Annotated in this window: 22 protein-coding genes; 9 read left to right on the top strand and 13 right to left on the bottom strand. The window is 38.4% G+C overall.

All coding sequences use genetic code 11. The annotated features are described in order from the left end of the window. The first annotated feature begins 16 nt into the window (after positions 1 to 16). Both guaA and BLP81_RS06355 read left to right on the top strand, forming a co-directional pair. The gene (gene guaA, locus BLP81_RS06360) at positions 17 to 1,546 is read left to right on the top strand and encodes a glutamine-hydrolyzing GMP synthase (RefSeq protein WP_093367272.1); all 1,530 of its coding nucleotides are present in this window, start codon (positions 17 to 19) and stop codon (positions 1,544 to 1,546) included. Further along, a complete protein-coding gene (locus BLP81_RS06355; protein ID WP_245686426.1) occupies positions 1,546 to 3,471 on the top strand; it encodes an amino acid ABC transporter substrate-binding protein in 1,926 nt (641 codons plus the stop codon). The genes guaA and BLP81_RS06355 overlap by 1 nt, the downstream gene beginning before the upstream one ends. A gap of 19 nt (positions 3,472 to 3,490) precedes the next feature. Here BLP81_RS06355 and BLP81_RS06350 read toward each other — a convergent pair whose 3' ends face one another. After that, a complete protein-coding gene (locus BLP81_RS06350; RefSeq protein ID WP_093367266.1) occupies positions 3,491 to 4,441 on the bottom strand; it encodes an NAD(P)H-dependent flavin oxidoreductase in 951 nt (316 codons plus the stop codon). A 9-nt stretch (positions 4,442 to 4,450) separates the two neighbouring features. Next, complete coding sequence (gene mnmA, locus BLP81_RS06345; RefSeq protein ID WP_093367264.1) at positions 4,451 to 5,647, bottom strand: tRNA 2-thiouridine(34) synthase MnmA; 1,197 nt, start codon at positions 5,645 to 5,647, stop codon at positions 4,451 to 4,453. A 163-nt stretch (positions 5,648 to 5,810) separates the two neighbouring features. Here mnmA and BLP81_RS06340 point away from each other — a divergent pair, with 163 nt between their 5' ends. Then, positions 5,811 to 7,589 (top strand): fasciclin domain-containing protein, encoded by a 1,779-nt coding sequence (locus BLP81_RS06340; RefSeq protein ID WP_093367262.1) that lies wholly within the window; start codon positions 5,811 to 5,813, stop codon positions 7,587 to 7,589. Between the two features lie 325 nt (positions 7,590 to 7,914). Here the strand turns inward: BLP81_RS06340 and BLP81_RS06335 are convergent, their stop codons facing one another. The 4 genes from BLP81_RS06335 to BLP81_RS06320 all read right to left on the bottom strand — a co-directional run bounded on the left by BLP81_RS06335 (position 7,915) and on the right by BLP81_RS06320 (position 13,453). Beyond that, a complete protein-coding gene (locus BLP81_RS06335; RefSeq protein WP_093367259.1) occupies positions 7,915 to 9,270 on the bottom strand; it encodes an NAD-dependent succinate-semialdehyde dehydrogenase in 1,356 nt (451 codons plus the stop codon). Positions 9,271 to 9,487: 217 nt separating this feature from the next. Then, on the bottom strand, positions 9,488 to 11,428 hold the full coding sequence (gene yidC, locus BLP81_RS06330; protein ID WP_093367256.1) for a membrane protein insertase YidC: 1,941 nt from the start codon (positions 11,426 to 11,428) through the stop codon (positions 9,488 to 9,490). A 106-nt stretch (positions 11,429 to 11,534) separates the two neighbouring features. Continuing rightward, a complete protein-coding gene (locus BLP81_RS06325; protein ID WP_093367253.1) occupies positions 11,535 to 13,145 on the bottom strand; it encodes a CTP synthase in 1,611 nt (536 codons plus the stop codon). Positions 13,146 to 13,228: 83 nt separating this feature from the next. Further along, the gene (locus BLP81_RS06320) at positions 13,229 to 13,453 is read right to left on the bottom strand and encodes a DUF3820 family protein (protein WP_093367249.1); all 225 of its coding nucleotides are present in this window, start codon (positions 13,451 to 13,453) and stop codon (positions 13,229 to 13,231) included. A gap of 124 nt (positions 13,454 to 13,577) precedes the next feature. Here BLP81_RS06320 and sucC point away from each other — a divergent pair, with 124 nt between their 5' ends. Further along, on the top strand, positions 13,578 to 14,771 hold the full coding sequence (gene sucC / locus BLP81_RS06315; RefSeq protein WP_093367243.1) for an ADP-forming succinate--CoA ligase subunit beta: 1,194 nt from the start codon (positions 13,578 to 13,580) through the stop codon (positions 14,769 to 14,771). A 54-nt stretch (positions 14,772 to 14,825) separates the two neighbouring features. On the opposite strand, the gene BLP81_RS06310 is transcribed toward sucC, so the two are convergent. The 4 genes from BLP81_RS06310 to rpe are packed head-to-tail and all read right to left on the bottom strand — an operon-like array spanning position 14,826 to position 18,524. Then, positions 14,826 to 15,890 (bottom strand): flavin-containing monooxygenase, encoded by a 1,065-nt coding sequence (locus BLP81_RS06310; protein ID WP_093367240.1) that lies wholly within the window; start codon positions 15,888 to 15,890, stop codon positions 14,826 to 14,828. Positions 15,891 to 15,939: 49 nt separating this feature from the next. Then, entirely contained in the window at positions 15,940 to 16,851 is a 912-nt protein-coding gene (locus BLP81_RS06305) for a hypothetical protein (RefSeq protein WP_093367237.1), read from the bottom strand. A gap of 48 nt (positions 16,852 to 16,899) precedes the next feature. Continuing rightward, positions 16,900 to 17,859 (bottom strand): YpdA family putative bacillithiol disulfide reductase, encoded by a 960-nt coding sequence (locus BLP81_RS06300; RefSeq protein WP_093367234.1) that lies wholly within the window; start codon positions 17,857 to 17,859, stop codon positions 16,900 to 16,902. A gap of 2 nt (positions 17,860 to 17,861) precedes the next feature. Beyond that, positions 17,862 to 18,524, bottom strand: a complete 663-nt coding sequence (rpe, locus tag BLP81_RS06295; protein ID WP_093367231.1) for a ribulose-phosphate 3-epimerase — start codon at positions 18,522 to 18,524, stop codon at positions 17,862 to 17,864. 120 nt (positions 18,525 to 18,644) lie between these two features. Here rpe and BLP81_RS06290 point away from each other — a divergent pair, with 120 nt between their 5' ends. Genes BLP81_RS06290 through BLP81_RS06280 form a run of 3 tightly spaced genes read left to right on the top strand, consistent with a single transcriptional unit; the run spans position 18,645 to position 20,419 of the window. After that, positions 18,645 to 18,968 carry a DUF6122 family protein gene (locus BLP81_RS06290; RefSeq protein WP_093367228.1) on the top strand — a complete coding sequence of 108 codons (324 nt, stop codon included), beginning with the start codon at positions 18,645 to 18,647 and terminating at the stop codon, positions 18,966 to 18,968. A gap of 43 nt (positions 18,969 to 19,011) precedes the next feature. Then, positions 19,012 to 19,800: a hypothetical protein gene (locus BLP81_RS06285; RefSeq protein ID WP_093367225.1), complete on the top strand. Its 789-nt coding sequence runs from the start codon at positions 19,012 to 19,014 to the stop codon at positions 19,798 to 19,800. A 4-nt stretch (positions 19,801 to 19,804) separates the two neighbouring features. Continuing rightward, positions 19,805 to 20,419 (top strand): deoxynucleoside kinase, encoded by a 615-nt coding sequence (locus BLP81_RS06280; protein ID WP_093367223.1) that lies wholly within the window; start codon positions 19,805 to 19,807, stop codon positions 20,417 to 20,419. Between the two features lie 148 nt (positions 20,420 to 20,567). Here the strand turns inward: BLP81_RS06280 and BLP81_RS06275 are convergent, their stop codons facing one another. After that, on the bottom strand, positions 20,568 to 20,957 hold the full coding sequence (locus BLP81_RS06275; RefSeq protein WP_093367221.1) for a pyrophosphohydrolase domain-containing protein: 390 nt from the start codon (positions 20,955 to 20,957) through the stop codon (positions 20,568 to 20,570). Between the two features lie 37 nt (positions 20,958 to 20,994). Between BLP81_RS06275 and BLP81_RS06270 the strand changes: the two genes are divergently transcribed. Together BLP81_RS06270 and BLP81_RS06265 are read left to right on the top strand one after the other, a co-directional pair. Continuing rightward, the gene (locus tag BLP81_RS06270; RefSeq protein ID WP_093367219.1) at positions 20,995 to 21,225 is read left to right on the top strand and encodes a hypothetical protein; all 231 of its coding nucleotides are present in this window, start codon (positions 20,995 to 20,997) and stop codon (positions 21,223 to 21,225) included. A gap of 84 nt (positions 21,226 to 21,309) precedes the next feature. After that, on the top strand, positions 21,310 to 22,236 hold the full coding sequence (locus BLP81_RS06265; protein ID WP_093367216.1) for a 2-hydroxyacid dehydrogenase: 927 nt from the start codon (positions 21,310 to 21,312) through the stop codon (positions 22,234 to 22,236). 59 nt (positions 22,237 to 22,295) lie between these two features. Here BLP81_RS06265 and crcB read toward each other — a convergent pair whose 3' ends face one another. Both crcB and BLP81_RS06255 read right to left on the bottom strand, forming a co-directional pair. Further along, on the bottom strand, positions 22,296 to 22,676 hold the full coding sequence (crcB, locus tag BLP81_RS06260; RefSeq protein WP_093367213.1) for a fluoride efflux transporter CrcB: 381 nt from the start codon (positions 22,674 to 22,676) through the stop codon (positions 22,296 to 22,298). Further along, positions 22,676 to 23,713: an AraC family transcriptional regulator gene (locus BLP81_RS06255; RefSeq protein WP_093367210.1), complete on the bottom strand. Its 1,038-nt coding sequence runs from the start codon at positions 23,711 to 23,713 to the stop codon at positions 22,676 to 22,678. The genes crcB and BLP81_RS06255 overlap by 1 nt, the downstream gene beginning before the upstream one ends. Positions 23,714 to 23,749: the final 36 nt, after the last annotated feature.

The following is a 23,749-nucleotide window of genomic DNA, read 5'->3' as shown; positions in this document are numbered from 1 at the left end:
ATTTATACTTTTGCCTATGCAAAAAAATGTCCTTATTCTCGACTTTGGATCGCAGTACACCCAGCTCATCGCAAGGCGTGTTCGCGAACTCAACATCTATTGTGAAATTCATCCTTTTAACAAACTGCCTGAGGATTTATCTGTTTTTAAGGCAGTGATTCTTTCTGGGAGTCCATTCTCCTGTAGAAATCCGGAAGCTCCACAACCTGACCTTTCAAATATCAAAGGTAAAGTACCGCTTTTAGGTGTTTGTTTTGGTGCCCAGTTTATGGCTCATAATTATGGTGGCGAAGTCGCAAGTTCAGACACACGTGAATTTGGTAGGGCCAATTTATCCTTCATAAAAGACGGAGAAATGCTTTTTGAAAATATCCTCGAGCAATCTCAAGTCTGGATGTCTCACAGTGATAGCATCAAATCGATTCCCGAGCACTTTACGAGAATTGCAAGTACGACTGATGTTCTTAATGCAGCCTATAAAATTGAAGGCGAAGATACTTATGGAATACAATTCCACCCCGAGGTTTATCATTCTACAGACGGGGCTCAGTTGCTGGAAAATTTCCTGGTCAAAATAGCTAAAGTTCCTCAGTCCTGGACGCCATCTGCCTTTGTAGATATGACGGTATCAGAATTAAAAGAAAAAATTGGAGCCGATAAAGTAATTCTTGGGCTTAGTGGAGGTGTAGATTCCACTGTGGCCGCAACCTTGCTCCACAAAGCCATTGGTAAGAACCTGCACTGTATTTTTGTCAATAATGGGTTGTTGAGGAAAAATGAATTTGAATCTGTACTAGACCAGTATAAGGACATGGGTCTTAATGTAAAAGGTGTTGATGCCACCGATAGGTTTATGGATGCTTTAAAAGGTATTTCAGATCCAGAGCAAAAGCGCAAAGCTATCGGAAATTCCTTTATTGAAGTTTTTGATGATGAAGCCTCCTTAGTTGAAGATGCCACCTTCTTAGCCCAGGGAACTATTTATCCGGATGTGATCGAGTCTATATCCGTTAATGGTCCCTCTGCTACTATAAAATCTCATCACAATGTGGGAGGACTTCCAGAGTTTATGAAACTGAAGGTTGTAGAGCCTTTGCGAATGCTTTTTAAAGATGAGGTGAGACGTGTAGGGGCAGAGATGGGTATTGATTCTAAATTATTGGGGAGGCATCCGTTTCCAGGTCCTGGATTGGCCATTAGAATACTTGGGGATATCACCAAAGAAAAAGTCCGTATCTTACAGGAAGTCGATGCTATATTTATTGACGGACTCAGAGAATGGCATCTTTATGACAAAGTATGGCAGGCCGGAGCCATTCTTCTCCCTGTAGATTCGGTAGGGGTTATGGGTGACGAGCGGACCTATGAAAAAGTTGTAGCTTTGAGAGCTGTTGAATCCACAGATGGAATGACAGCAGATTGGGTGGATTTACCGTATAACTTTTTACAAAAAGTCTCCAACCAAATAATAAATCGTGTAAAAGGCGTTAATAGAGTAGTATACGATATCAGTTCTAAACCACCAGCAACAATAGAATGGGAATAATGAAATCTTTTTTAACAAGTATAATTTTACTGCTTTCAGTTTTAAGCCTGAATGCTCAGGACTTGAGAACCTATGAAGCAGGTGCAGATGAAGAACTCGAAGATGTTGCTTCTAAGTTTCAGATCGACTTGACTACTTTAAAAAGATTAAACCCAAACATTCTGAATGAAAGTGACCTTTCCAATAGTCTGTTGGTAGTGCCAACCCAGCCTAATTATAGCTTGGACCCGCGAGTTCAGCTTATCGCTTATGATGTAAGTCCGAAAGAAACACTGTATAGCATTTCTAAAGCTTACAACCTCAAGGTAAAGGATCTTAAGATTTACAATCCTTTCTTAACCGAAAGAGAATTGAATTACAATGATGTTTTGAGAATCCCAACTTATGAACTTAAGGACAAGGATTTGGACATCAACCAAAGTATAAAGAATTCTGAATTTAATTCACTTATGCATTTGGTTCTGCCAAAAGAAACCAAGTATGGTATTTCTAGAAAATATGGACTTACAGTTGAGCAGTTAGAAGACTTAAATCCTGGAATCGATGAAAAGGAAATTCAGCCAGGTCAATTTTTGAACATAGAGCGCCCGGCAGATACTTCAGAAACCAAGCGATTAAAAAATAAAAATTATGCTTTTCTTGAAGTAAATTCTGAGAATTCCATTCAAAGCATTTCAGAAAACTACGATGTTACTGAAGAGGAGCTTATTGAATCTAATCCTTCACTGAAATTTGAAGGCATGAGTGTAGGCCTTGTTTTGAAAATACCACAAGCCGAAAAAATAAATTACTCAAAATATAAGCAGTTCATTTTTGAAGACAAACTTCGATATTTTGATACTAAAAAGATAGCACTTATGCTCCCTCTAAATTTAGAGCGAACAGAAATCGATAGTATAAGTCCGACATCTTTACTGAAAGCTAGTAATTTGTTGAGGATCTCTTTAGACTTCTATGAAGGTATACAGATGGCTATCGATTCTGCTCGAAATAAGGGGATAAGAGTGAATCTGGATGTTTTCGACACCAGGAATAATCCCAGTTATGTCAGGGAACAACTAAATGAAGATTTCAAAAACTACCAGGCTGTCGTAGGTCCACTTTTGGACCCAAGCTTAAAAGTAGTGGCCAGTTATTTGTCTACTGATAGCGTTCCTGTAATTTCTCCTTTGGTAAATCCCAACTTTGAATTTAATAACCTCTTCAATACCCTTCCCAAAGACGAGGAAATGCAGGAAGTCCTAATTACTTATTTGCAAAAAACACATACGGATGAGAACCTGGTAATTCTTTCAGATAGTATTTCAAAACCTATCCAAAGAAAATATAGCTATACTTTTCCCGATCTTAAAGTGGTAAATCAGGCTAAGTCCGATTATTTGCAGAGATCAGACCTGAGACCCCAGCTGGATTCTCTGGGAACCAACTGGTTTATTTTAGAAACTCAAAACCTGGGTTTGGCTGAGTCTGCAGTGGGATTACTTAATTCTTTTCGGAGAGACGGTTTTGATATCCGTTTGTTTACATCCAAAAGAAATGCCTTTTATGATAATGAAATTTCTAACTATTATTTAAGCAATCTTAATTTTACATTTCCATCCATCTCAAAAACACAGTTATTATCTGGAGAGGATAAGTATACTGAGACGTTTAAGCAAAAATATGGTGTTTATCCCAGTCGCTACGTGATGAGGGGATTTGATGTGATGATGGATTTAATTTTGCGACTTGCTTATGCTAAAACCCTTCAGGCTTCCACAGAAATTGAAGGCTTTACAGAGCATGCTGAAAACAAGTTCAATTATGTGAAGAAAGAGTTTTCTTTGGGCTATGAAAACGATGCGATTTATCTTTTGCAGTACCAAAAAGGCTTGAAAGTAAAAGCTTTAGATTTGGCTGATTTCCTTGTTCTGGACGTTGAGTAAAATGAATGATGAGGTTGGTTTAAAACCGGAATGTGCTCGCTTCAATTCTAGCAGCTTCAAATTCGGAAATAAGCCTTGCCACGATTTTTTTAGCTGGCAAAATATCTCCGACCAGTCCGGAAATTTGACCAATCTCTAGTTCTCCTTCATCAAGGTCGCCTTCAAACATTCCTTTTTTGGCTCTTGCTCTTCCGAGCAATTCTTGAAGTTTTTCCTTGCTGGGCGAAGTAGTATAGAGGTTTTCAATGTCCTGATAAAATTTGTTTTTAAGCAATCTCACGGGAGCAAGTTCCTTCAAAGTAAGCTTAGTATCTCCTTCTCGAGCTTTTACCACTTCGTTTTTAAAATTGACATGCGAGGATGCTTCTTCACTAGCGACAAAACGCGTCCCTATCTGTACGGCGTCTGCGCCTAGGATCATGGCAGCAAGAATGCCTGCACCGGAAGCAATTCCACCGGCGGCGATAAGGGGAATGTCCAGTTCCTTTTTTACCATAGGGATGAGCGTAAAGGTAGTAGTTTCCTCACGACCATTGTGACCGCCTGCTTCAAAACCTTCGGCAACAACGGCATCCACTCCTGCTTCCTGAGATTTTAAAGCGAATTTTACACTGCTCACTACGTGTACGACTTTGATGTCGTGAGATTTCAAATGAGACGTCCAGGTTTTCGGGTTTCCAGCCGAGGTAAATACAATGGGTACGTTTTCTTCAATAATGATTTCCATGATTTTATCCAGATCTGGATAAAGCATGGGCACGTTGACTGCAAAGGGATTTGACGTGGCTTTTTTGCACTTTTGAATATGCTCTCGTAAAATATCCGGATACATAGATCCTGCGCCAATGATACCAAGACCTCCGGCTTCGCTAACTTCGCTAGCCAATTTCCAGCCACTTGCCCAAATCATGCCTGCCTGGATAATGGGATATTTTATAGCAAATAATTCTGTAATTCTATTTTGAGTCATGACTTTATTTTAAGCAATTACTCCAGAGCCTAAAAGCTCGTCATCTTGGTACCAAGCGACAAACTGGCCTTCCGAAATAGCGGTTTGTTCGTTTTCAAAAATGACATAAAGTTCATTTTCCATTTGGTAAAGTTTGGCATGTTCCAGAGGTTGTCTATACCGTATTCTTGCTTTCACATCCATGGTTTCACCACTACTAAGTTTCAAATCTGCTCTGATCCAATGCACCTCATCGTTGTTCACCCAGAGTCCTTTTTTATGGAGTCCTGGATGGTTTTTGCCCTGACCCGTATATAAAATATTTTTTTCTACATCGGTATCGATGACAAAAAGAGGTTCTTTAGTTCCCCCAATAGCCAGGCCTTTTCGCTGTCCTTTGGTAAAAAAATGAGCACCTTCATGTGTGCCCAGCACTTTTCCAAACTCAGGTTTTAACTCGGGTTTTTTGCTCTGTTTTTTAAGCTGAGTTATCAATTCTGAAGTTGTTGCCGCTTCGTTGATCCTGGCGAAAACTTCGTGTGAAGAATCGATTTCAATGACCTGACCCTTTTTGGGTTCAAGTTTTTGCTGAAGAAAATCTGGAAGTTTCACTTTACCAATAAAGCAAAGGCCCTGAGAATCTTTCTTTTCTGCGGTTATTAAATTTTGCTCTTTAGCGATTTTCCTCACTTCAGTCTTTTGAAGCTCGCCGACGGGGAAAAGCGTTTTAGCCAACTGCTGTTGAGATACCTGGCATAAAAAATAGGACTGATCTTTGTTTTGATCTTTTCCAGCTAGTAATCTGTAAAGCGTTTGACCGTTCTTTTCTATACTATCTTTTCTGCAGTAATGTCCAGTGGCTACATAATCCGCTCCTAAAGAAGTGGCTATGTCCATAAAGACATCAAATTTTATTTCTCTGTTGCAAAGTACATCAGGGTTTGGAGTTCTTCCTTTTTCGTATTCTGCAAACATATAATCTACGATGCGCTCTTTGTATTCTTTGCTAAGATCTACAGTCTGAAAAGGAATTCCTAACTTCTCTGCAACCAGCATTGCGTCATTGCTGTCTTCCAGCCAGGGGCATTCATCGCTAATCGTTACCGAATCATCGTGCCAGTTTTTCATGAATAGACCTATCACCTCATAGCCCTGATCTTTGCACAGGTATGCGGCAACACTTGAATCTACCCCTCCACTAAGTCCAACAACAACGCGTTTTTTCATATTGATTTAATTGATTTGCAAAATTAATGATAAAGAATAAGCTTTAGAATTAGAGAACTCTTAAATTATTTACTTAACATATGTTTATTAACTATTAACTAAAGTTAAACAGTATATATCTGCTTCTTATTATACATTTATAAGGTATTTAAAAAAAACAACTATGAATACTCAATTTAAAACATTAATTATTGCTTTTATAGCAATCTTTGTTACTTCTTGTAGTGACGATGATGATGCTTCAGGGCCAATTGGTGAGGATCTGACTACCTTACAAATTATTCAAAATAGCCCTAATCATACCATCTTAGAGCAATTGCTGGACGATGCTGGTTTAAGCCAGACGCTTAACGATGGTGTCTATACAATTTTTGCACCTACTGATGATGCCTTTGGCAATATAAACACTTCTTCTCTTTCTGCAGATCAGGCGAGAAATTTACTTTTAAATCATGTTCTTGTTGGTGCAGCAATGTCTTCAAATTTAATCACTTCATACCAGACGACTTTGGCTACCGAACAAATTTCCGGTAATGAAAATCCCTTGAGTTTGTATGTTAATGTGGGAAGTGAGATTACATTAAATGGAATTTCAACAGTGACTGGTCCAGATAATTTAGCGACCAATGGGGTTGTTCATATTGTAGATGAAGTGATTACAATTCCGAATGTAACTACGTTTGCAACTGCAGATTCAACTTTTGAAGTTTTAGTTCAAGCACTAACCAGAGAGGATCAGCCTGATTTTGTGGGCACTTTAAGCTCTTTTGAGGCACCTGCACCTTTCACGGTATTTGCACCTACCAACGAAGCTTTTGCGGCATTATTAGATGAGCTTGGCATTGGGTCTCTGGCAGATGTACCAGCGGCTACTTTGGAAGCCACTTTAAATTCTCATGTCATTGCAGGAGCGAATGTAACCTCAGGAATGTTAAGCAGTGGTACAGTAACTACCTTAGGTGGTGATATTTCGATCGATGCTGAAAATGCTACAATTACGGATAGCAATGGTAGAATAATAGAGATTATTCTTACAGATGTTCAAGCTGGAAATGGTGTCATACATGCCATAGACAGAGTTATACTTCCAGATTCAGCTATAGAAACCACTTTTGAAATCATTTCGGAAAGCCCAGACCATACCGTTTTAGAGCAAGCATTAATCGATGCTAATTTAGTAGATGCTTTAAATTCTGGAGAATATACTGTATTTGCTCCAACGGATGCTGCGTTCGGTTTAATTGATATTTCTGGCTTATCAGCTGCTCAGGTATCGAATGTGTTACTGAATCACGTAGTGGATGGTACCTTTTTATCAACCGATTTATCAACTACTTATGTGAATACTTTAGCAGTAGAGACTAATACAGGTAACGACAATAATCTAAGTCTTTACATCAATACAGACTCCGGTGTAAGTTTGAATGGTATTTCTAGTGTTACTACAGCAGATTTAGAAGCTGATAATGGTGTAGTGCACGTAGTTGATGAGGTGATTACTATCCCGGATGTAACCACATTTGCTACAGCAGATCCTAATTTTAGTACTTTGGTTGCTGCACTAACGCGAGAGCCAGGCTTTACTTACGTGAGCACGCTGCAATCTACAGATTCACCAGCTCCATTCACAGTATTTGCTCCTACAAATGCAGCTTTTGTTGACTTACTGGATGAATTAAATGTAAATTCTCTAGCTGATATTCCTACAGCAACTTTAGAAGCTACTCTGGATACCCATGTTATACCAGGAACTAATGTAACATCTTCAACTTTAGCTAGTGGAACAGTCTCAACTTTGGGAGATGACATTATAATTGATGCTCAAAATACGACGATAACTGATTTAAATGGTCGTATTTCAAATATCATTGCTGTAGATGTTCAAGCTGGAAATGGAGTAATTCATGCTATTGATAAGGTGTTATTGCCAAATCAACAATAATACTGAATTCCTTAATTATGATTTTAACAGGCGCTCGAAAGAGCGCCTGTTTTAGTTTACAGTCACGATCGGTTTCAAAACAGAGGAGGCTCAGGGATTTCACAGTTTAGAACATATGTGCTGTTTATCTAAAATAACAGGTCTTTTAGATTTACCATGTTTTGTAGAAAGTGGCATAGGAACAAAGACCATTCACAGAAGGTATTGATTTTTTAGTTGTGAATAACAACTAAACTATAGATTGAAATATACCAGACTTGAAAAAGAATTTATCTATTTTGGAATTACAATTCCAAAATAGATAAATTCTTAAAAAAATATAAGCCTAGTATTTGTTGATATATACCGTTTTCAGGTTCATAAATTCTCGAATTCCATCTTTAGAAAGTTCGCGACCATAACCTGAGATTTTTGTACCTCCAAAAGGAAGTCGTGGGTCGCTTTTTACAAGTTCATTTATGAATACAGCACCATCATCAAATTCTGGGATGAGTTTTTTGGCGCGATCCAGATCTTGGGTAAAAACAGAAACACCCAAACCAAAAGCAGAGATGTTGACAAGGTTTAGGGCTTCCTCTTCGGTTTTAAATCTTGTAATCCCGATGACAGGACCAAAGGTTTCTTCATTGAACAGGGTCATATCTGTTGTAACACCATCCACAACTGTAGGCTCAAAGTAAGCTTTGTCACGTTTGCCACCTGTTAAAACTTTGGCCCCGGCATCAACAGATTTACGCAACTGTTCTTCGAGATCTTTTGCGAGATCCTCTCGTGCAACTGTACCTATGTAAGTATCCTCATTCATAGGGTCTCCACTTTTTAAATCACGAACAGCACTCACATATTTCTCTGTAAATTCTTCCGCAATAGATTCATGTAAGAGTAATCTTTTTCCTGCAATACAACTTTGTCCCGTATTTTGAAATCGAGCTTGGACTGTAGTTTTTAAAGTTTCTTCCATGTTGCAATCTGGAAAAACAACAAGAGCATTACTTCCTCCCAATTCAAGAACAGATTTTTTAATTTCTGAGCCAGCTTTAGAAGCCACTGCGCTCCCTGCTGGTTTACTCCCGGTTAAGGTAACGGCTTTTACTTTCTTATTTTTAATAATGCCATCTACTTTATCACTGTTTAATGGCAGATGCTGAAAACAATATTCGGGAAAACCAGCTCTTTCAAAAATTTGCTGAATTTTTTCTCCGCAGTGCATTACATTGCTGGCATGCTTTAGGATACCGATATTTCCTGCCATGAGTGCAGGAGCAGCAAAACGAAATACCTGCCAATAAGGATAGTTCCAGGGCATCACCGCCAAAACAACCCCAATAGGTTCGTAACTTACATAACTCTGTTCAGCATCTGTTTCAATGTGACGATCCGACAAGTGATTTTCTGCATTTTCAGCATAGTATTCACAAACCCAGGCACATTTCTCGATTTCAGCAATGGCTTGTTTTATGGGTTTTCCCATTTCTAAAGTCATTGTTTCCGCATATTCTCTCTTGTTTTTTTTCAGTTCTTCTGCAGCAGCAAACATGAGTTTGCTTCGCTCCGAAAAAGAAGTCTTGCGCCAGGACGAAAAGCGGTTATCGGCGTTTTCAATTGCTTGATTGATTTGCTCATCAGACAACTCATCTATTTCAAATACGGTTTCTTGATTGTAAGGGTTAACGGATTTCATGTTTTAATTTTTACTAAAATTTAAAACAGAAACTTATAAAGTAAGAGCTACTTAAGAGTACATTAACGCTGAGTCGTTTATAAATACTTGACTTAATTCATAAGTAGCGATTTTTATAAATCTGAGATTATCTGTTAACTAAAACAGAACTTGAATTTTATCTAAATAAAAAAGGAGTCCAAACTGGACTCCTTTTTTGCTTAACCCTAGATAAGAATTATTTCTTATCTTTTTTATTACCAAGCTTTTTAGGATCTTCTTTATCGCCTTGCTTCTTTTTTTGTTGTTCGGCAGCCTGTTCCATGATTTCCTGGAATTTTTTACCAAATCTACCTTTCTTTTTAGGCTTTTTCTTTTTCTCTTCGATTTTCGCTAAGATTTTATTCTCATCGATAATCACATGTTTGATAACTAACATGATACCGATGGTAATCAAGTTGGATATGAAGTAATACAGTGATAAACCACTCGCGTAATTGTTGAAGAAGATAAGCATCACCAGAGGAGCGAAGTACATGATAACTTTCATGTTTGGCATTCCCGGCTGCGAGCTTTGCTGCATGTTCTGACCTGCGGTCATCTGCGTATAAAAGAAGATAGCTACAGAAGCTAGAATAGGGAATAAACTCACGTGATTTCCATAAGCCCAGGATACGAGAGGTATGTAGGTATCCCATTCGTAAATCACATCATAACTCGATAAATCCTCTGCCCACAAGAATCCTTTTTGCCTTAAATCAAAGGCACTTGGGAAAAATTGAAAAAGAGCGTAAAACACAGGGATCTGTAAAAGCGCCGGTATACAGCCTGCCAGCGGACTCACTCCGGTTTTGCTGTACAATTTCATGGTTTCCTGCTGCTTTTTCATCGCATTGTCCTTGTACTTTTCATTGATCTCATTGATCTCCGGCTTCAAAACTTTCATTTTGGCCTGGGATAAATAGGATTTGTAAGTAATAGGCGAAAGGACAATTCTCACCACAATAGTCATCACAATAATCGCCAATCCATAACTTGGAAGCGAACTGCTCAAAAACCCGAAGAACGGAATGAACACGTATCTGTTGATCCATCCAAAAAGACCCCAGCCCAGAGGAACGATTTCGTCCAGCTTGCGTTCGTAAGAACTCAGTATGTCAAAATCTGAGGGACCGTGGTACCAATTCATCGTCTCTGCAAATTCTCCATTATTCAATTTCAAAGGAACCTCAGCCAGAAAATTTTTGGTATATAAGGTGTCGATCTGTTCGTCCTGAACCAGATTTCTCGACGTCATTTTTGCACTTGGGAAAGCCTGGTCAGAGAGTAAAATGGAGGTAAAGAAGTGTTGCTTGAAGGCAATCCATTCTATAAGTTCATCTTCTTCAATGGCTTCGTCTCCCTGTCCTGTGTAATCGTCTTTGTCACCCTCGTAGAGATAAACAATTTCGGTATATCTATTTTCGTAAGAGATGCTTTTCGCTTTTCGCAGCGCTTTCACCTCCCAGGACAAATTAGCGTTTTCTGAAGAGATTAAATTGCTTAAGCCCTGAGAGCGAATCCCGAAATTCATCATGTAGTCCCCAGGTTCCAATTCATAATAAAACTCCAGGAACTCAATATCAGAAACTTTTGCTCTCATGCTCAGAGTCTGGTTGCCATTATCTGTGCTTAGATTGGGCTCGAAGTAAAGATCACGGGTATTGTAGGTGCGACCATCGCTGGCTTCAAAAGAAATATTGAAATCAGCATTACCATCTTTTATCAAATAAACAGGATCACCTTTATAGGTATCATGTTTTTTCATTTTAGCCTCAACGATTTGTCCGCCTTTATTGCTGACTTTGAGTTCTAAAACTTCATTTTCAATAGTCGTAACCGCATCATCCTTGGCAAAATCTTTTACAGCAGAGTAGGCAAAAGCACCATATTCTCTCTTGGCGAGTTCTGCAGTGACAGAGTCCTGTAAACTGCTTCCAGTCGTTTCAGTAAGAGAAGGTGAGCTTTGCGGGTTGGCAACTTCAGGATTTTTTTGAACTGAGGGTTCAACTTGCTCTGCAGGCTTTTCCTCAGGTGCTGCATCCTGAGTCGGATTCAGGTACATGAATAAAATCAGTATCAAACCTATAAGCGTAAATCCTATAATAGAGTTTGTATCAAACGTCTTTTTATCTTCCATTGACTATAACTATTGTGAATAATGATTTTTTCAAAATCTGTGCAAAAATCAACATTTAATTTATTTATATAAACTTATTCTCAGATTATTTAAGGAATTGATCTGATCAAGCTTTTGTGTGAAATTTTTTTGCAGCTTTTATAAATCCTAAAAATAACGGATGTGGTGTGGCCACAGTACTTTTATATTCCGGATGAAACTGCACACCCACAAACCAGGGATGATTCTCCAGCTCGATAGTTTCCACCAAACCTGTTTGTGGGTTTTTACCGGTACAAAGCATTCCGTGTTTCTCTAAATCGGCTACATAGCTATTGTTGACTTCGTATCTGTGGCGATGTCTTTCCGAAATTTGAGTGGTTCCATAAATTTCGGCAAGCTTAGAATTGGGCTGAAGTTCGCAGTCCCAGGCTCCCAGTCTCATGGTGCCCCCCATTTGTTTTAAATCTTTTTGATCTTCCATAAGCCCGATAACCGGATGTGGTGTATTGGGGTTCATTTCTACTGAATTGGCCTCTGCTAGTTTTAAGACATGACGGGAAAATTCTATAACTGCCATTTGCAGCCCCAGACAGATGCCCAAAAAGGGGACATCATGCGTTCTTGCATATTCTACGGCGGCTATTTTTCCTTCAACGCCCCGTTCCCCAAAACCCGGAGCAACGAGAAGTCCGTCCAGTTTGTGAAAAATCGTTTCATTGTGATCCTCCTGCTCAGAATTGATCCATACTACATTTACCTTCACATCGTTGTAGGCGCCAGCATGGATAAAGGATTCTAAAATTGACTTATAGGAGTCTTGTAAATCCACATATTTACCGACTAAACCTATGGATAATTCTTCTGTGGCATTTTTCAATTTATCGACAAAGAAGTTCCATTTATCGAGATTAGGTACTACATCATCCTTAAGGTCAAGTTTTCTTAGGGTTATGGTATCCAGGCCTTCTTCAGCCATGAGGTTAGGCACGTCATAGATCGACTCAGCATCTATGGATTGGATGACAGCTTCTTTCTTAACATTGCAGAATAGAGCAAGTTTGCTTCTAATGTCATCATTGATCTGATGCTCAGTTCTGCACACCAAAATCTCAGGAGAAATACCACTCTCCATCAGTGTTTTGACGCTGTGCTGTGTAGGTTTGGTTTTAAGTTCCTTGGCAGCCGATAAATAAGGAATTAAAGTTAAATGAATAACCAGGGCATTGTGCTCGCCAAGCTCCCATTTTAGTTGTCTTACGGCTTCTATATAAGGTAAGGACTCAATATCTCCAACGGTTCCGCCAATTTCAGTAATGACGATATCGTAAGCATCGTCCTGCCCCAAAATCTGTATGCGTTCTTTTATTTCATTGGTAATGTGAGGAATCACTTGAACTGTTTTCCCAAGAAAATCACCTCTTCGCTCTTTATCGATGACACTTTGATAAATCTTACCGGTTGTGACATTATTGGCCTGAGAGGTATTGACATTCAAAAAGCGCTCGTAATGTCCAAGATCAAGGTCGGTTTCTGCACCATCTTCTGTTACAAAACATTCACCATGCTCATAGGGGTTGAGGGTTCCCGGATCGATATTGATATAGGGATCAAGTTTTTGGATGGTGACTTTGTACCCTCGTGCTTGAAGTAGTTTAGCTAAAGATGCTGCGATTATTCCTTTCCCTAAAGACGAAGAAACACCTCCTGTTACAAAAATATACTTTGTATCGGCCATTTGTGTTATGAGTTTTGTGTCTATACGGGATGCAAAAATATCATTTAATTTTTGCTTTATCAGAGAATTAGTTCAAAAATCCTTTAGCTTTTCCTGATTTTTCTCAAGAGATACTCCAGGCCATTTTCTTTCAGTTCGAGTACTTCCTGCATCTGTTGACCCAGCTTATTATCTGGAAAGCCTTTACGCCTATACCATATCAAATAATATTCTGGAATGTCTGAAAGATAAAAGCCTTTGTATTTGCCAAAATGCATTTTGGCATTCGCCAATTCAAGTAAAGCTTTTTTATGAGGTTCGGAATTCATTTGATGTTAATTATCATTACGAAATAAGCTTTTGCTTAGGATGCTAAGAAACCCTTTTAAATTATTGTAGCCAAACTTTAAATTATTACTTTTGTGAACCAAATTTATATCATAAAACCTGATTATGAATCTACATGAATATCAAGGCAAAGAAATACTAAGTAGTTTTGGCGTTGCTATCCAAAAAGGAATAGTTGCAAAAACTCCAAAAGAAGCTGTTGAAGCTGCAAAAAAGCTTACTGAAGAAACTGGAACGGGATGGCACGTGATTAAAGCCCAGGTCCATGCCGGTGGACGTGGTAAAGGTGGGGGTGTGAAACTCGCCAAAAACTTAAAAGAAGTTGAGCAACTTGCAGATGAGATTTTAGGAATGCATTTGGTAACCCCTCAAACAAGTAAAGAAGGTAAAGAAGTACACCAGGTGCTTGTGACAGAGGATGTTTATTATCCGGGTGATAATGAGCCCGAAGAATATTATATGTCTGTATTGCTAAACCGAGCTACAGGACGTAACATGATTATGTATTCTCCGGAAGGGGGAATGGATATCGAAAGTGTTGCAGATAAAACACCAGAAAAAATTTTTACAGAAGAAATCGATCCTGCTACGGGAATTCTTCCTTTTCAGGCTCGAAAAATTGCCTTCAATTTTGGTTTGGAAGGAAAAGCCTTTAAAGAGATGACCAAGTTCGTGACTTCACTCTATGAAGCTTATGATGGATCAGATTCTTCATTGTTTGAAATCAATCCTGTCCTGAAAACAAGTGATGACAAAATTATTGCTGTTGATGCTAAAGTTACCTTAGACGATTCAGCTTTATTCAGACATAAAGATTACCAAAGCATGCGGGACACGCGTGAAGAAGACGCTACCGAAGTAGAAGCCAGAGAAGCTGGTTTGAGCTATGTAAATCTTGACGGGAACGTAGGCTGCATGGTCAACGGAGCCGGCCTTGCCATGGCGACAATGGATTTGATCAAATTTGCCGGTGGAGAGCCTGCCAACTTCCTTGATGTTGGTGGTACTGCAGATGCCAAACGCGTTGAAAAAGCTTTTAAGCTGATTTTAAAAGACGATAAAGTGGAGGCGATTCTGATCAATATTTTTGGCGGTATCGTAAGATGTGATCGTGTTGCTGAAGGAATTATTGAAGCTTACAAAAATATGGGTGATGAAATCAAAGTGCCTATCATCGTAAGACTTCAGGGGACCAACGCTGAAAAAGCTGTGGAACTTATCAACGACGCTGGAATCAACGTGAAAACAGCAGTTCAGTTTAAAGAAGCTGCAGATAAAGTTCATGAAGTTTTAGATTGATAAAACATCCATTTCATACAATTCCAAAACCCTCGATTTATCGAGGGTTTTTTGTTAAACCAAAACGGATTCTCGGTCTGAAGCTTTGTGTTTGATATAACCACCCAGATAATCTGCATCTTTTTTGATGCCGCCAAGCGTAGCTGAAGCTCGAGTATGTAGCCATGGCAGACCGATAAAGTAAAGACCTTCCACGTTACTGACACCTCTCTCATGAACAGGATAGCCGTTCTTATCGAGCTCCAGACCTTCAATCCAGTCGAATTTAGGCCGGTAGCCCGTCGCCCAGATGATGTTTTTAATATCATCCAATTTGGCTTCTTCGGTGATAATCAATTCCTGTTTGGCATCGACGGTTTTCCCGACTGGAATCACATTTTTTTTGTTCAAAATGCCCTTCACATCTACCCCAATAACAGGTTGTTTAGATTCGCTTATTTTTTTGCCAAGCCAAGAATCTTTTCCAAAACTTAAATAGCCGGTTTTTGTAAACCACCACCATAAGGTTTTACCTAGGAATTCCTGAGGCAGTGTTTTCACCTCGGTATCTCCGGAGAAATAAACATCCCTGCGGGTATTGGAAATTTCATCCAGGATTTGATACCCGGAATCTCCGGCCCCTACGACCATGGCTTTTCCATCCTGCAGCTGACCCGGATTTTTGTAATAATCACTATGAATCTGAAAGATGGAAGAGTCTATTTTGGTATGAAAAGGAGGGGTATACGGGATATGGAACGGTCCTGTAGCAACAATGACTTGTCTGGAATCAAAAGATCCCTCCTCATGTTTAACGACAAAATGATCGGTTTTATCCTGAATTTCGATCACCAGGGTGTCGAACCTTATGGGAATTTCAAAGTTCTCCACATAGGCTTTGAAATAATCGGCCACTTCATATTTATTGGGATAATGCCCTTTGGGTTTAGGAAAATCCATGCCTTTCAAATTATTAAATTCTGAAGGGGTAAAAAGCCTGAGCGAATCCCAGCGCTTGAGCCAGGAAGCGCCTATTTCCTTTTCTTTATCCAAGACTATATAATTTTTTCCCAGCTGCTCAAGTTCATAAGCCATGGAAAGTCCAGCCTGTGCAGCACCAATAATTATAAAATCGTACATTTTTCAAGGTTTACTCCAATATAAAATTTTAAACGACAATGGCAAATGCTTAAGCTTTGAGCGTTTTATTCAGTTTGAAATATTGATTGTAAATGTAAAGGATTAAAACACCAAAGCTTACGGCTACTATGATTAATATCGTATTGATGATGTTATCTGCAGAGAATGATAATTTGATGAGAATGGTTGAAATTACAAATCCTGAATTGCGTATCACTCTGCTGAATTCTTCGGTTTGTAAAAATGAAAAGAGAAGTAAGAGCACATCAATGAGGATTAATACGGTGAAAAAATCATCAAAAAATATAGTGTTTACAGTCTTGATGGAGGTAGAGGAGTAATCGGTACCGGTGAGTGTATCATAAAACCAGGACCCAAAGGAAAACAAGGCCAGGACTACAATAGCCGGAACCAAAACAGTTGCAAATACTTTTTTAACCTGGATGTGTGATTTTGTTTTGGTAGTGATTTTTTCCTTTTCAGCTTTATTTTTAGAATTCAATCTGTAGAATTGAAATATTAAAAAGAACAGGATTAACGTAGAGACGAGGTCAATGGTAAACTGAATATCTGCCTCTATGGAAAACCAGTCTGAAGAAAACTGTAAATTGGATAAATCGTAGAATATTTTCCGAATCAAAATGAGGGTAATGATTTCGTATTGCTTGCCGATGTAGATGGTGATGGACTTGGGTAGATAAAATACAAGCAGGTAAACTTCATAGATCAGAATAATCGAGAAGGGTGTGTAGATGGCCGAAATGGGACTAATGATCAGATTACCGTCATATCCCCCGAAATCTATAAGGTCAAAGTCAATCAGACCAATAATGGCCAGATGTATCAGGAAACTTAAGATAGCGGTAATAACGATTACCTTTTCCAGTTTCTCTTTGAGGCTTTCAGAAAGAACAAAAGAATTTAACTGAGAATAATATTTGCTTAATTTGGTCTTTGGCATGCCTAAATATAGCTAAATTCTTAAAACAGAACTTTGCACAAAACTTAATTAAGATTTAATATCCTCCATAATCATTTTGGCATGTATTCTTGAGTTTTCGATAAACCACTTATGAGTTTCCATACCGCCACAGATGACACCTGCCAAATAAATGCCTTCGATATTGGTTTTCATGGTTTGTTTATCGTACTTGGGAATGGAAAGCTGGTCATCGCTCAATTCAATTCCCATTTTTTCTAAAAACTCGAAATTGGGTCTATACCCCGTAAGTGCTAATACAAAATCATTTTCCAGGGTCTGAATTTTTCCATTTTTGTCTTTAAACCTTACGTAATCTTCTCCAATTTCTGTCAGTTCAGAATTGAAAAAAGCTTTGATACTTCCCTCCTCTATTCTGTTGATAACATCCGGTCTTACCCAGTATTTGACACGCTCGCCAATTTGTTCCCCACGAACAATCATGGTCACTTCAGCTCCTTTTCTGTAGGTCTCCAAAGCAGCGTCCACAGAAGAATTGCTTGCGCCTACCACCACCACCTTTTGTGTGGCATAGTAATGAGGATCCCTATAGTAGTGTGTGACTTTGTCTAGATCTTCTCCAGGAATATTCAAGTAATTGGGGATGTCATAAAATCCGGTGGCCAGTACTAAATTTTTGGATTGGTACGTAGATTTTGAAGTAGTGGTTGTAAACACATGATCTTCATTTTTTACACGCTCTACTTTTTCAAATAATTGAATATGAATTTGCTTGGATTCCACAATTCTTCTGTAGTACTCTAAGGCTTCTTGTTTGCTAGGTTTTGGACTATTACTCACAAAAGGAATATCATCCAGCTCTAGCTTTTCTGAAGTGGAAAAGAAAGTCATTTTATCTGGATAATTGTAAATGGAATTGACCAAAGTTCCTTTTTCTATAATGATGTAAGAAAGGTTTTTCTTCTTCGCCTCCAATGCACATGCAATCCCAATGGGACCGCCTCCAATAATCAAAACATCATATAGCATACTTATTTATTTATTAATTTTTTTAAATCTGAAATGGTTTGTTTCGGGTTTTCAGCCTTAAAGATATAACTGCCAGCAACTAAAACATCTGCACCCATATCTACCAGTTTTTTTGCATTTTTATCGGTGACTCCGCCATCGACTTCAATTTTGGTAGAAGCATTTTCTTCTTTTATCAAAGCCTTAAGCTGCTTCACTTTATCAAAGCTTCGTTCGATAAAATGCTGACCGCCAAAGCCTGGATTAACGCTCATCAGGCAAACCATATCAATATCATTGATCGTATCTCTCAGCAGCTCAACGCTGGTGTGAGGATTCAAGGCCACTCCAGCCTGCATCCCGTGTTGTTTGATAGATTGCAAACTTCTATGCAGATGTGTACAGGCTTCATAATGGACCGTAAGCATATTCGCTCCCAAATCTGCAAATTCCTTGATGTAGCGATCCGGATCTACAATCATTAAGTGAACATCTACAAATTTCTTGGTATGCTTGGTCATGGCTTTTAAAACCGGCATTCCATAAGAAATGTTTGGCACAAAAACACCATCCATAATATCGATGTGGAACCAATCTGCTTCGCTGTCGTTTATAAGCTCTATGTCGCGTTGCAGATTTGCAAAATCTGCTGCCAGTAGAGAGGGGGCAATAAGTTTGTTGCTCATGAGAGTGTTTTTTTTTGCAAAAATAAGATTTTAGTTGGGTAAAAGGATAATAATTCATTAAAACGACTTGTGTTTAAGAGCTGTTTAACTGTATTTTGCAAGAATACTTAGGACAAAAAAATGTGGCAAACTTTAGTTCATTACTCCAATCACTTTATCGTCATTCTGCTGATCGCATGGATTTATAGCCCCGGGCATTTTTGGAAAGCTTATTTGATCTTAGCGTCTACAATGCTGGTTGATGTTGACCATTTGTGGGCAACTCCCATTTTTGACCCTAACCGCTGTAGCATTGGGTTTCATACCTTTCATTCCGAAATTGCAATTATTATTTACATTTTTAGTTTGTTTATCATCGGAAATAAATGGATCAAACTCTTTTGTATTGGTCTGATCTTCCACATGATTACTGATGGCCTCGACTGTTTGTGGTCTGGAATTTGAATCACTAATCTTTATTTGCTATATTTCACAACATCAATTTTCCATGAATCGTTTTTTTGTGTTTTTTTTTCTGAATGCATTCGCCTTGGCTTTATGTGCACAACCCTCCGGATTAAAGCTAGTGGACAGACTGGCAGTAGATGCCGATGAGTTCTGGGGAGTTGATACCTATCAACACCTCTATTTTTCTAAAAACAATGTGTTTTACAAAACTGAAAAACAAAAGAGATTTCAATTTCAGGATTTACAACTCGGCGAACTTGAAGGTGTAGATTTGTTGAATCCACTTAAAATTCTTCTGTTTTACAAAGATGCCAATACCATTGTGATTGTGGACAACCGGCTCAATGAAATTGAGCGTGTGAACTTCAATTTTATCCCCGATTTCAAAACCCTCGATTTTGCAGGAATTTCAAAGGATAATCTGTTTTGGATCTTCAATGCCGAAGTGCAGCAGTTAGAACTTTTCAATTACGAATCCTTGGGTACAAGAAGTTCTTCACTACCGCTCACTAAAGAAATTATAGGCTTCAGAAGCAATTACAATTTCTCTTGGCTGAGACATCCTGAAGGCTTTTTAAAATTTAATATCAATGGTAGTCTTATCGATGAATTTAAATTTGAAGAAGCGGTCTCATTCAATATTTTCAAAAATCAAGTCATGGTTCAGACCGAAAATTATTTAGAGTTATTCGATAAAAATCCAGAATTCAAAATCAGATTTAAAAAACCTGAAATTAGCTTCAATCAATTTTATTTCAATGGTGAAAACCTCTATATTTACAGCGATAAAGTACTTTATACGTACCAATATAATATAGTAAATAACTGATTTTATGCACGTTGCAATCGCTGGAAATATAGGAGCTGGAAAAACTACGCTGACTAAACTTATCGCCAAACACTACAATTGGAAAGCAGAATATGAAGATGTTATAGAAAATCCGTTTTTACAGGATTTTTATGAAGACATGAAGCGCTGGTCTTTCAATTTGCAGATCTATTTTTTAAACAGCCGATTTAGACAAATCCTTCAAATTCGCGAAAATAAAATCGATATTATCCAAGATAGGACCATCTACGAGGATGCTTATATCTTTGCTCCCAATTTGCATGCGATGGGATTGATGTCCAATAGAGATTTTGAAAATTACTCGTCCCTGTTCGATCTCATGTTATCCGTAACAGAAGCGCCGGATTTGTTGATTTATCTCAGAAGCAGTGTGCCCAATTTAGTGAAGCAAATTCAGAAAAGAGGGCGGGATTATGAAAATTCTATTTCCATAGATTATCTCAACAAGCTCAACGAACGTTACGAAGCCTGGATACAAACTTATGACAAAGGAAAATTGCTCGTCATAGATGTAGATGAATTAGATTTTGTGGATAAGCCTGAAGACTTTGGTGTTATCTTAAATAAAATTGATGGAGAAATTAACGGATTGTTTTAAAAAAGATGCCTCTGCCCCACCAAAGAAGGGGAACTCAGCACTCATCAACTCAAAGACTCACCACTACTCACCACAAAGTCACAGAGAACACAGAGTTAACCTCAGTGAATCCCAGACTCAGGAACTCACCAATTCATAGACTAACAAACTAATCCCCTTCAATAATCCTTTTGAGTTCTGGTCTTAAATAATTGGGTCCCTTTAAAACTTTTCCATCCTTCCTGTAAATTGGCAGACCATTATCTCCAAGTTTGCTCATGTTACTGCTATGGATTTCCTCAAAGACTTCTTCAATTTTGTGTTGCATGCCGTGAGAAATAATGGTGCCGCATAAAATATAAAGCATATCCCCCAAAGCATCGGCGACTTCTACCATATCTCCCTGAGTAGCGGCATCTAAATATTCTTCGTTTTCTTCTCTCATAAGTTTATATCGCAACAAATTCTTATCGAGTCCCAAGTCGGCTTTTTGAGATTCTGAAACATCCAAGCCAAAAGCTTTATGGAATTTTTTTACCTGGTCTAGGGGTTTTTTCATGAGAATATGGAGTATTTTTGTCTAAAATAAAACATTTATGTTTACTCCAGGCCGCATTGCCTTTATCATTTTTTTTGTAGTGGCTTTTGTCTCTATTCTGATTTACTCTTACATCAAAGATAAAGGCTTACACAACAAATATTATAAAGGAACTTTGTTTGTTTTATTAGGCTTTTTTATTTTCATCATATCCTTGGTTTTTCTTAGGTTTTATTGGAGAGAAGAATCTCTCCTAGATCTCATTAAACAGATGATGGGAGGTTCTTAGGGTGATTTGTTATTAGAGAATTCAGGCAAGTGTGCCCCATTTTGAAATAGTTGAGGTATAAGGCCAATTTAAAATTTAAAGTTTATGTCAATAGTATTAGTTAGTACTGCTAGAGCTCCGGAAAAGTGGGCTTCCACACTGAAGGAAAAAAATGAATCTCTCGATATCCAAATTTATCCTGATGTCGACAGACCTGAAGATATAGAATTTGCTATTTCCTGGAAACATCCTGAGGGGCTTTATCAAACTTATCCCAATTTAAAGGTGATCGCCTCCATGGGTGCCGGAGTAAATCATATTTTAAAAGATGAAAATCTCCCGGAACATGTAAAAGTCACAAGAATTGTTGATGATCAATTGACCAAAGACATGAGCCATTTTGTATTGCTGCAATGCCTGGCGGTCTCTCGAAATCTTTTTACTCATCTTCAGGATCAGGCGTCCAAGACATGGAAAATGAAGTCCTATCAAACCCCTGAGAAAACCAGTGTCGGTATCATGGGTTACGGGGTTTTGGGACAGGCAGCTGGAAATGTTTTAAAAGCAAACGGGTTTGATGTGAGGGGTTATGCGAACACCTCCAAAACTGTAGACGGCATTAAAGTTTATGGGGCAGATGAGCGCGATGAGTTTTTGAAAAACACACAGATTTTGGTGTGTTTACTCCCGGTGACCTCCAAAACCAAAGGCATTTTAAACCTTGAAGTCTTCAAGAAACTTAAGTCAAATGCTTATTTGGTAAATGTAGCAAGAGGAGAACATGTAGTGGAAGCAGATTTGATATCAGCCATAGACCGAGGTATCCTCCAAGGAGCGAGTTTGGATGTTTTCCAGGAGGAACCCTTACCTGAGTCTCATCCCTTCTGGAATCATCCCCATATTCAAATCACACCGCATGTAGCCAGTATGACAGACCCAGAGTCGGTAGCAAATCAGTTGTTGGAAAATTACAGACGCATGCAGAATGGTGAGTCTTTGATGAATGAAGTGGATGTGGATAAAGGCTATTAGCTAATTGCTTTACAAAGCTGAGCGAAGGCTTATGATTTCGTGCAAGACTAAAGCACGCATTAGTCTTTTATCCTCATGATTAAAATGCCTATAAAAACAGCGAGTATTCCTAACAACAGGCTGCCTAACCCATACCAAAGAAATTCTGCGTAAAGCTTGTTTTTGATCAGGTCGAGGTTTTCTGCTGAAAAGGTGGAAAAGGTTGTGAATCCACCGCAAAAGCCTACGACCACTAAAAGTTGAAGGTTGGGGTATGAAGTTTCAGATTTCAGCATCCAGCCCATGAGTAAACCAATGAGCAGGCTCCCTATCATATTGACGGTGAAGGTGCCGTATAGATTGAGTTTAGAATCCAGTTGCTGATTTATTAGTAAAGAAACCCAATAGCGTACCAGACTGCCCAAGCCACCTCCTAGAAAAACAAGTAAAGCTGATTTCATCAATCTACAAGTATAGGAATGTAAAGATTAGTGACCAATTCTGCTGGATTTATAGTATCAGTGTCATCGATTTCAAATTCTAAAAACGGCTTAAGAAATCTATTGACACTAAGGTCTCTTTTTTCAATGACAGATTCGCTTATGGACAAAAGCTGTTTCAGATTGATATAATCCCCTCTGAGTTGTGTTTTGAAATAGAGGCTTCTTGGGATGGGTTTGGATAAAATTTCAAAATAATCTGGAATAGCAACAGGATTTTCTGTCCCGATTCCTGAAGAAAATATGACACTACTGGCATCATCAAAGAAATTCTCAAATAGTATAATTCTTCCCTTATACTCATCAAATTGTTGTTCTTCCATGAAATTTTCAACACTTTCAAAGATGGGTCTTGATTTTTGGAGTATACTTTCGAAGTTAAGTCTGGCAGCGGAAGTGGCATGAAGCAAATAAAAACCACCTGTATCAACCTTGCCGATGGGTGAAATTTCGTAAACTGATATTTCCTTAAGTATGGATTCTTCAAGGGTTTTCAGGCTTTCTTTTATGGCATTTTCAGTGATTTCTAAATGCGATTCTCCCTTAAAAAGATATTCAGTTTTTTGCAAAAAGCTGGCATCTGAATTTAACTGAACGGCAATAATTGAGTTTTCTTCTGAAGATACAAAGGTCCAGTTGATATCAATTTCAGAAGAACTTAACCAGGTTTTCAGAACGAGTTGCTGAATTATAGAATCTTCAGTGAGTCTTTTGTTTTGAAAATTAATAGCTTCAAAAGTTTGATTTTGCCACGAAAGCGTAGTGTTTTCAAAATCTTCCGGATTGCTGAGTCTAGGTTCTGATGTGGATTTCTCAGGGAAGCTGAACCAGGCCTCGTAGGTGGATAAATCTTTGATTTTTATCTGGAAAAGTTCCGCTTTAAGTGGGGTTTCAAAATTGATAGATTTTTCACCGGGAACACTGATAGTCGCGATATAAAGCGATCCTACGACAAAAACGAGTACAATAAGGAAAAAGAGGTATTTGAAGAATTTCATCTATGAGAATTTGATAACTAATATACTTAAAAAGAA

Origin of the sequence: Psychroflexus sediminis (genome assembly GCF_900099815.1) — a bacterium.
Classification (GTDB): domain Bacteria; phylum Bacteroidota; class Bacteroidia; order Flavobacteriales; family Flavobacteriaceae; genus Psychroflexus; species Psychroflexus sediminis.
This window is presented reverse-complemented; position numbering and strand designations above follow the sequence as displayed.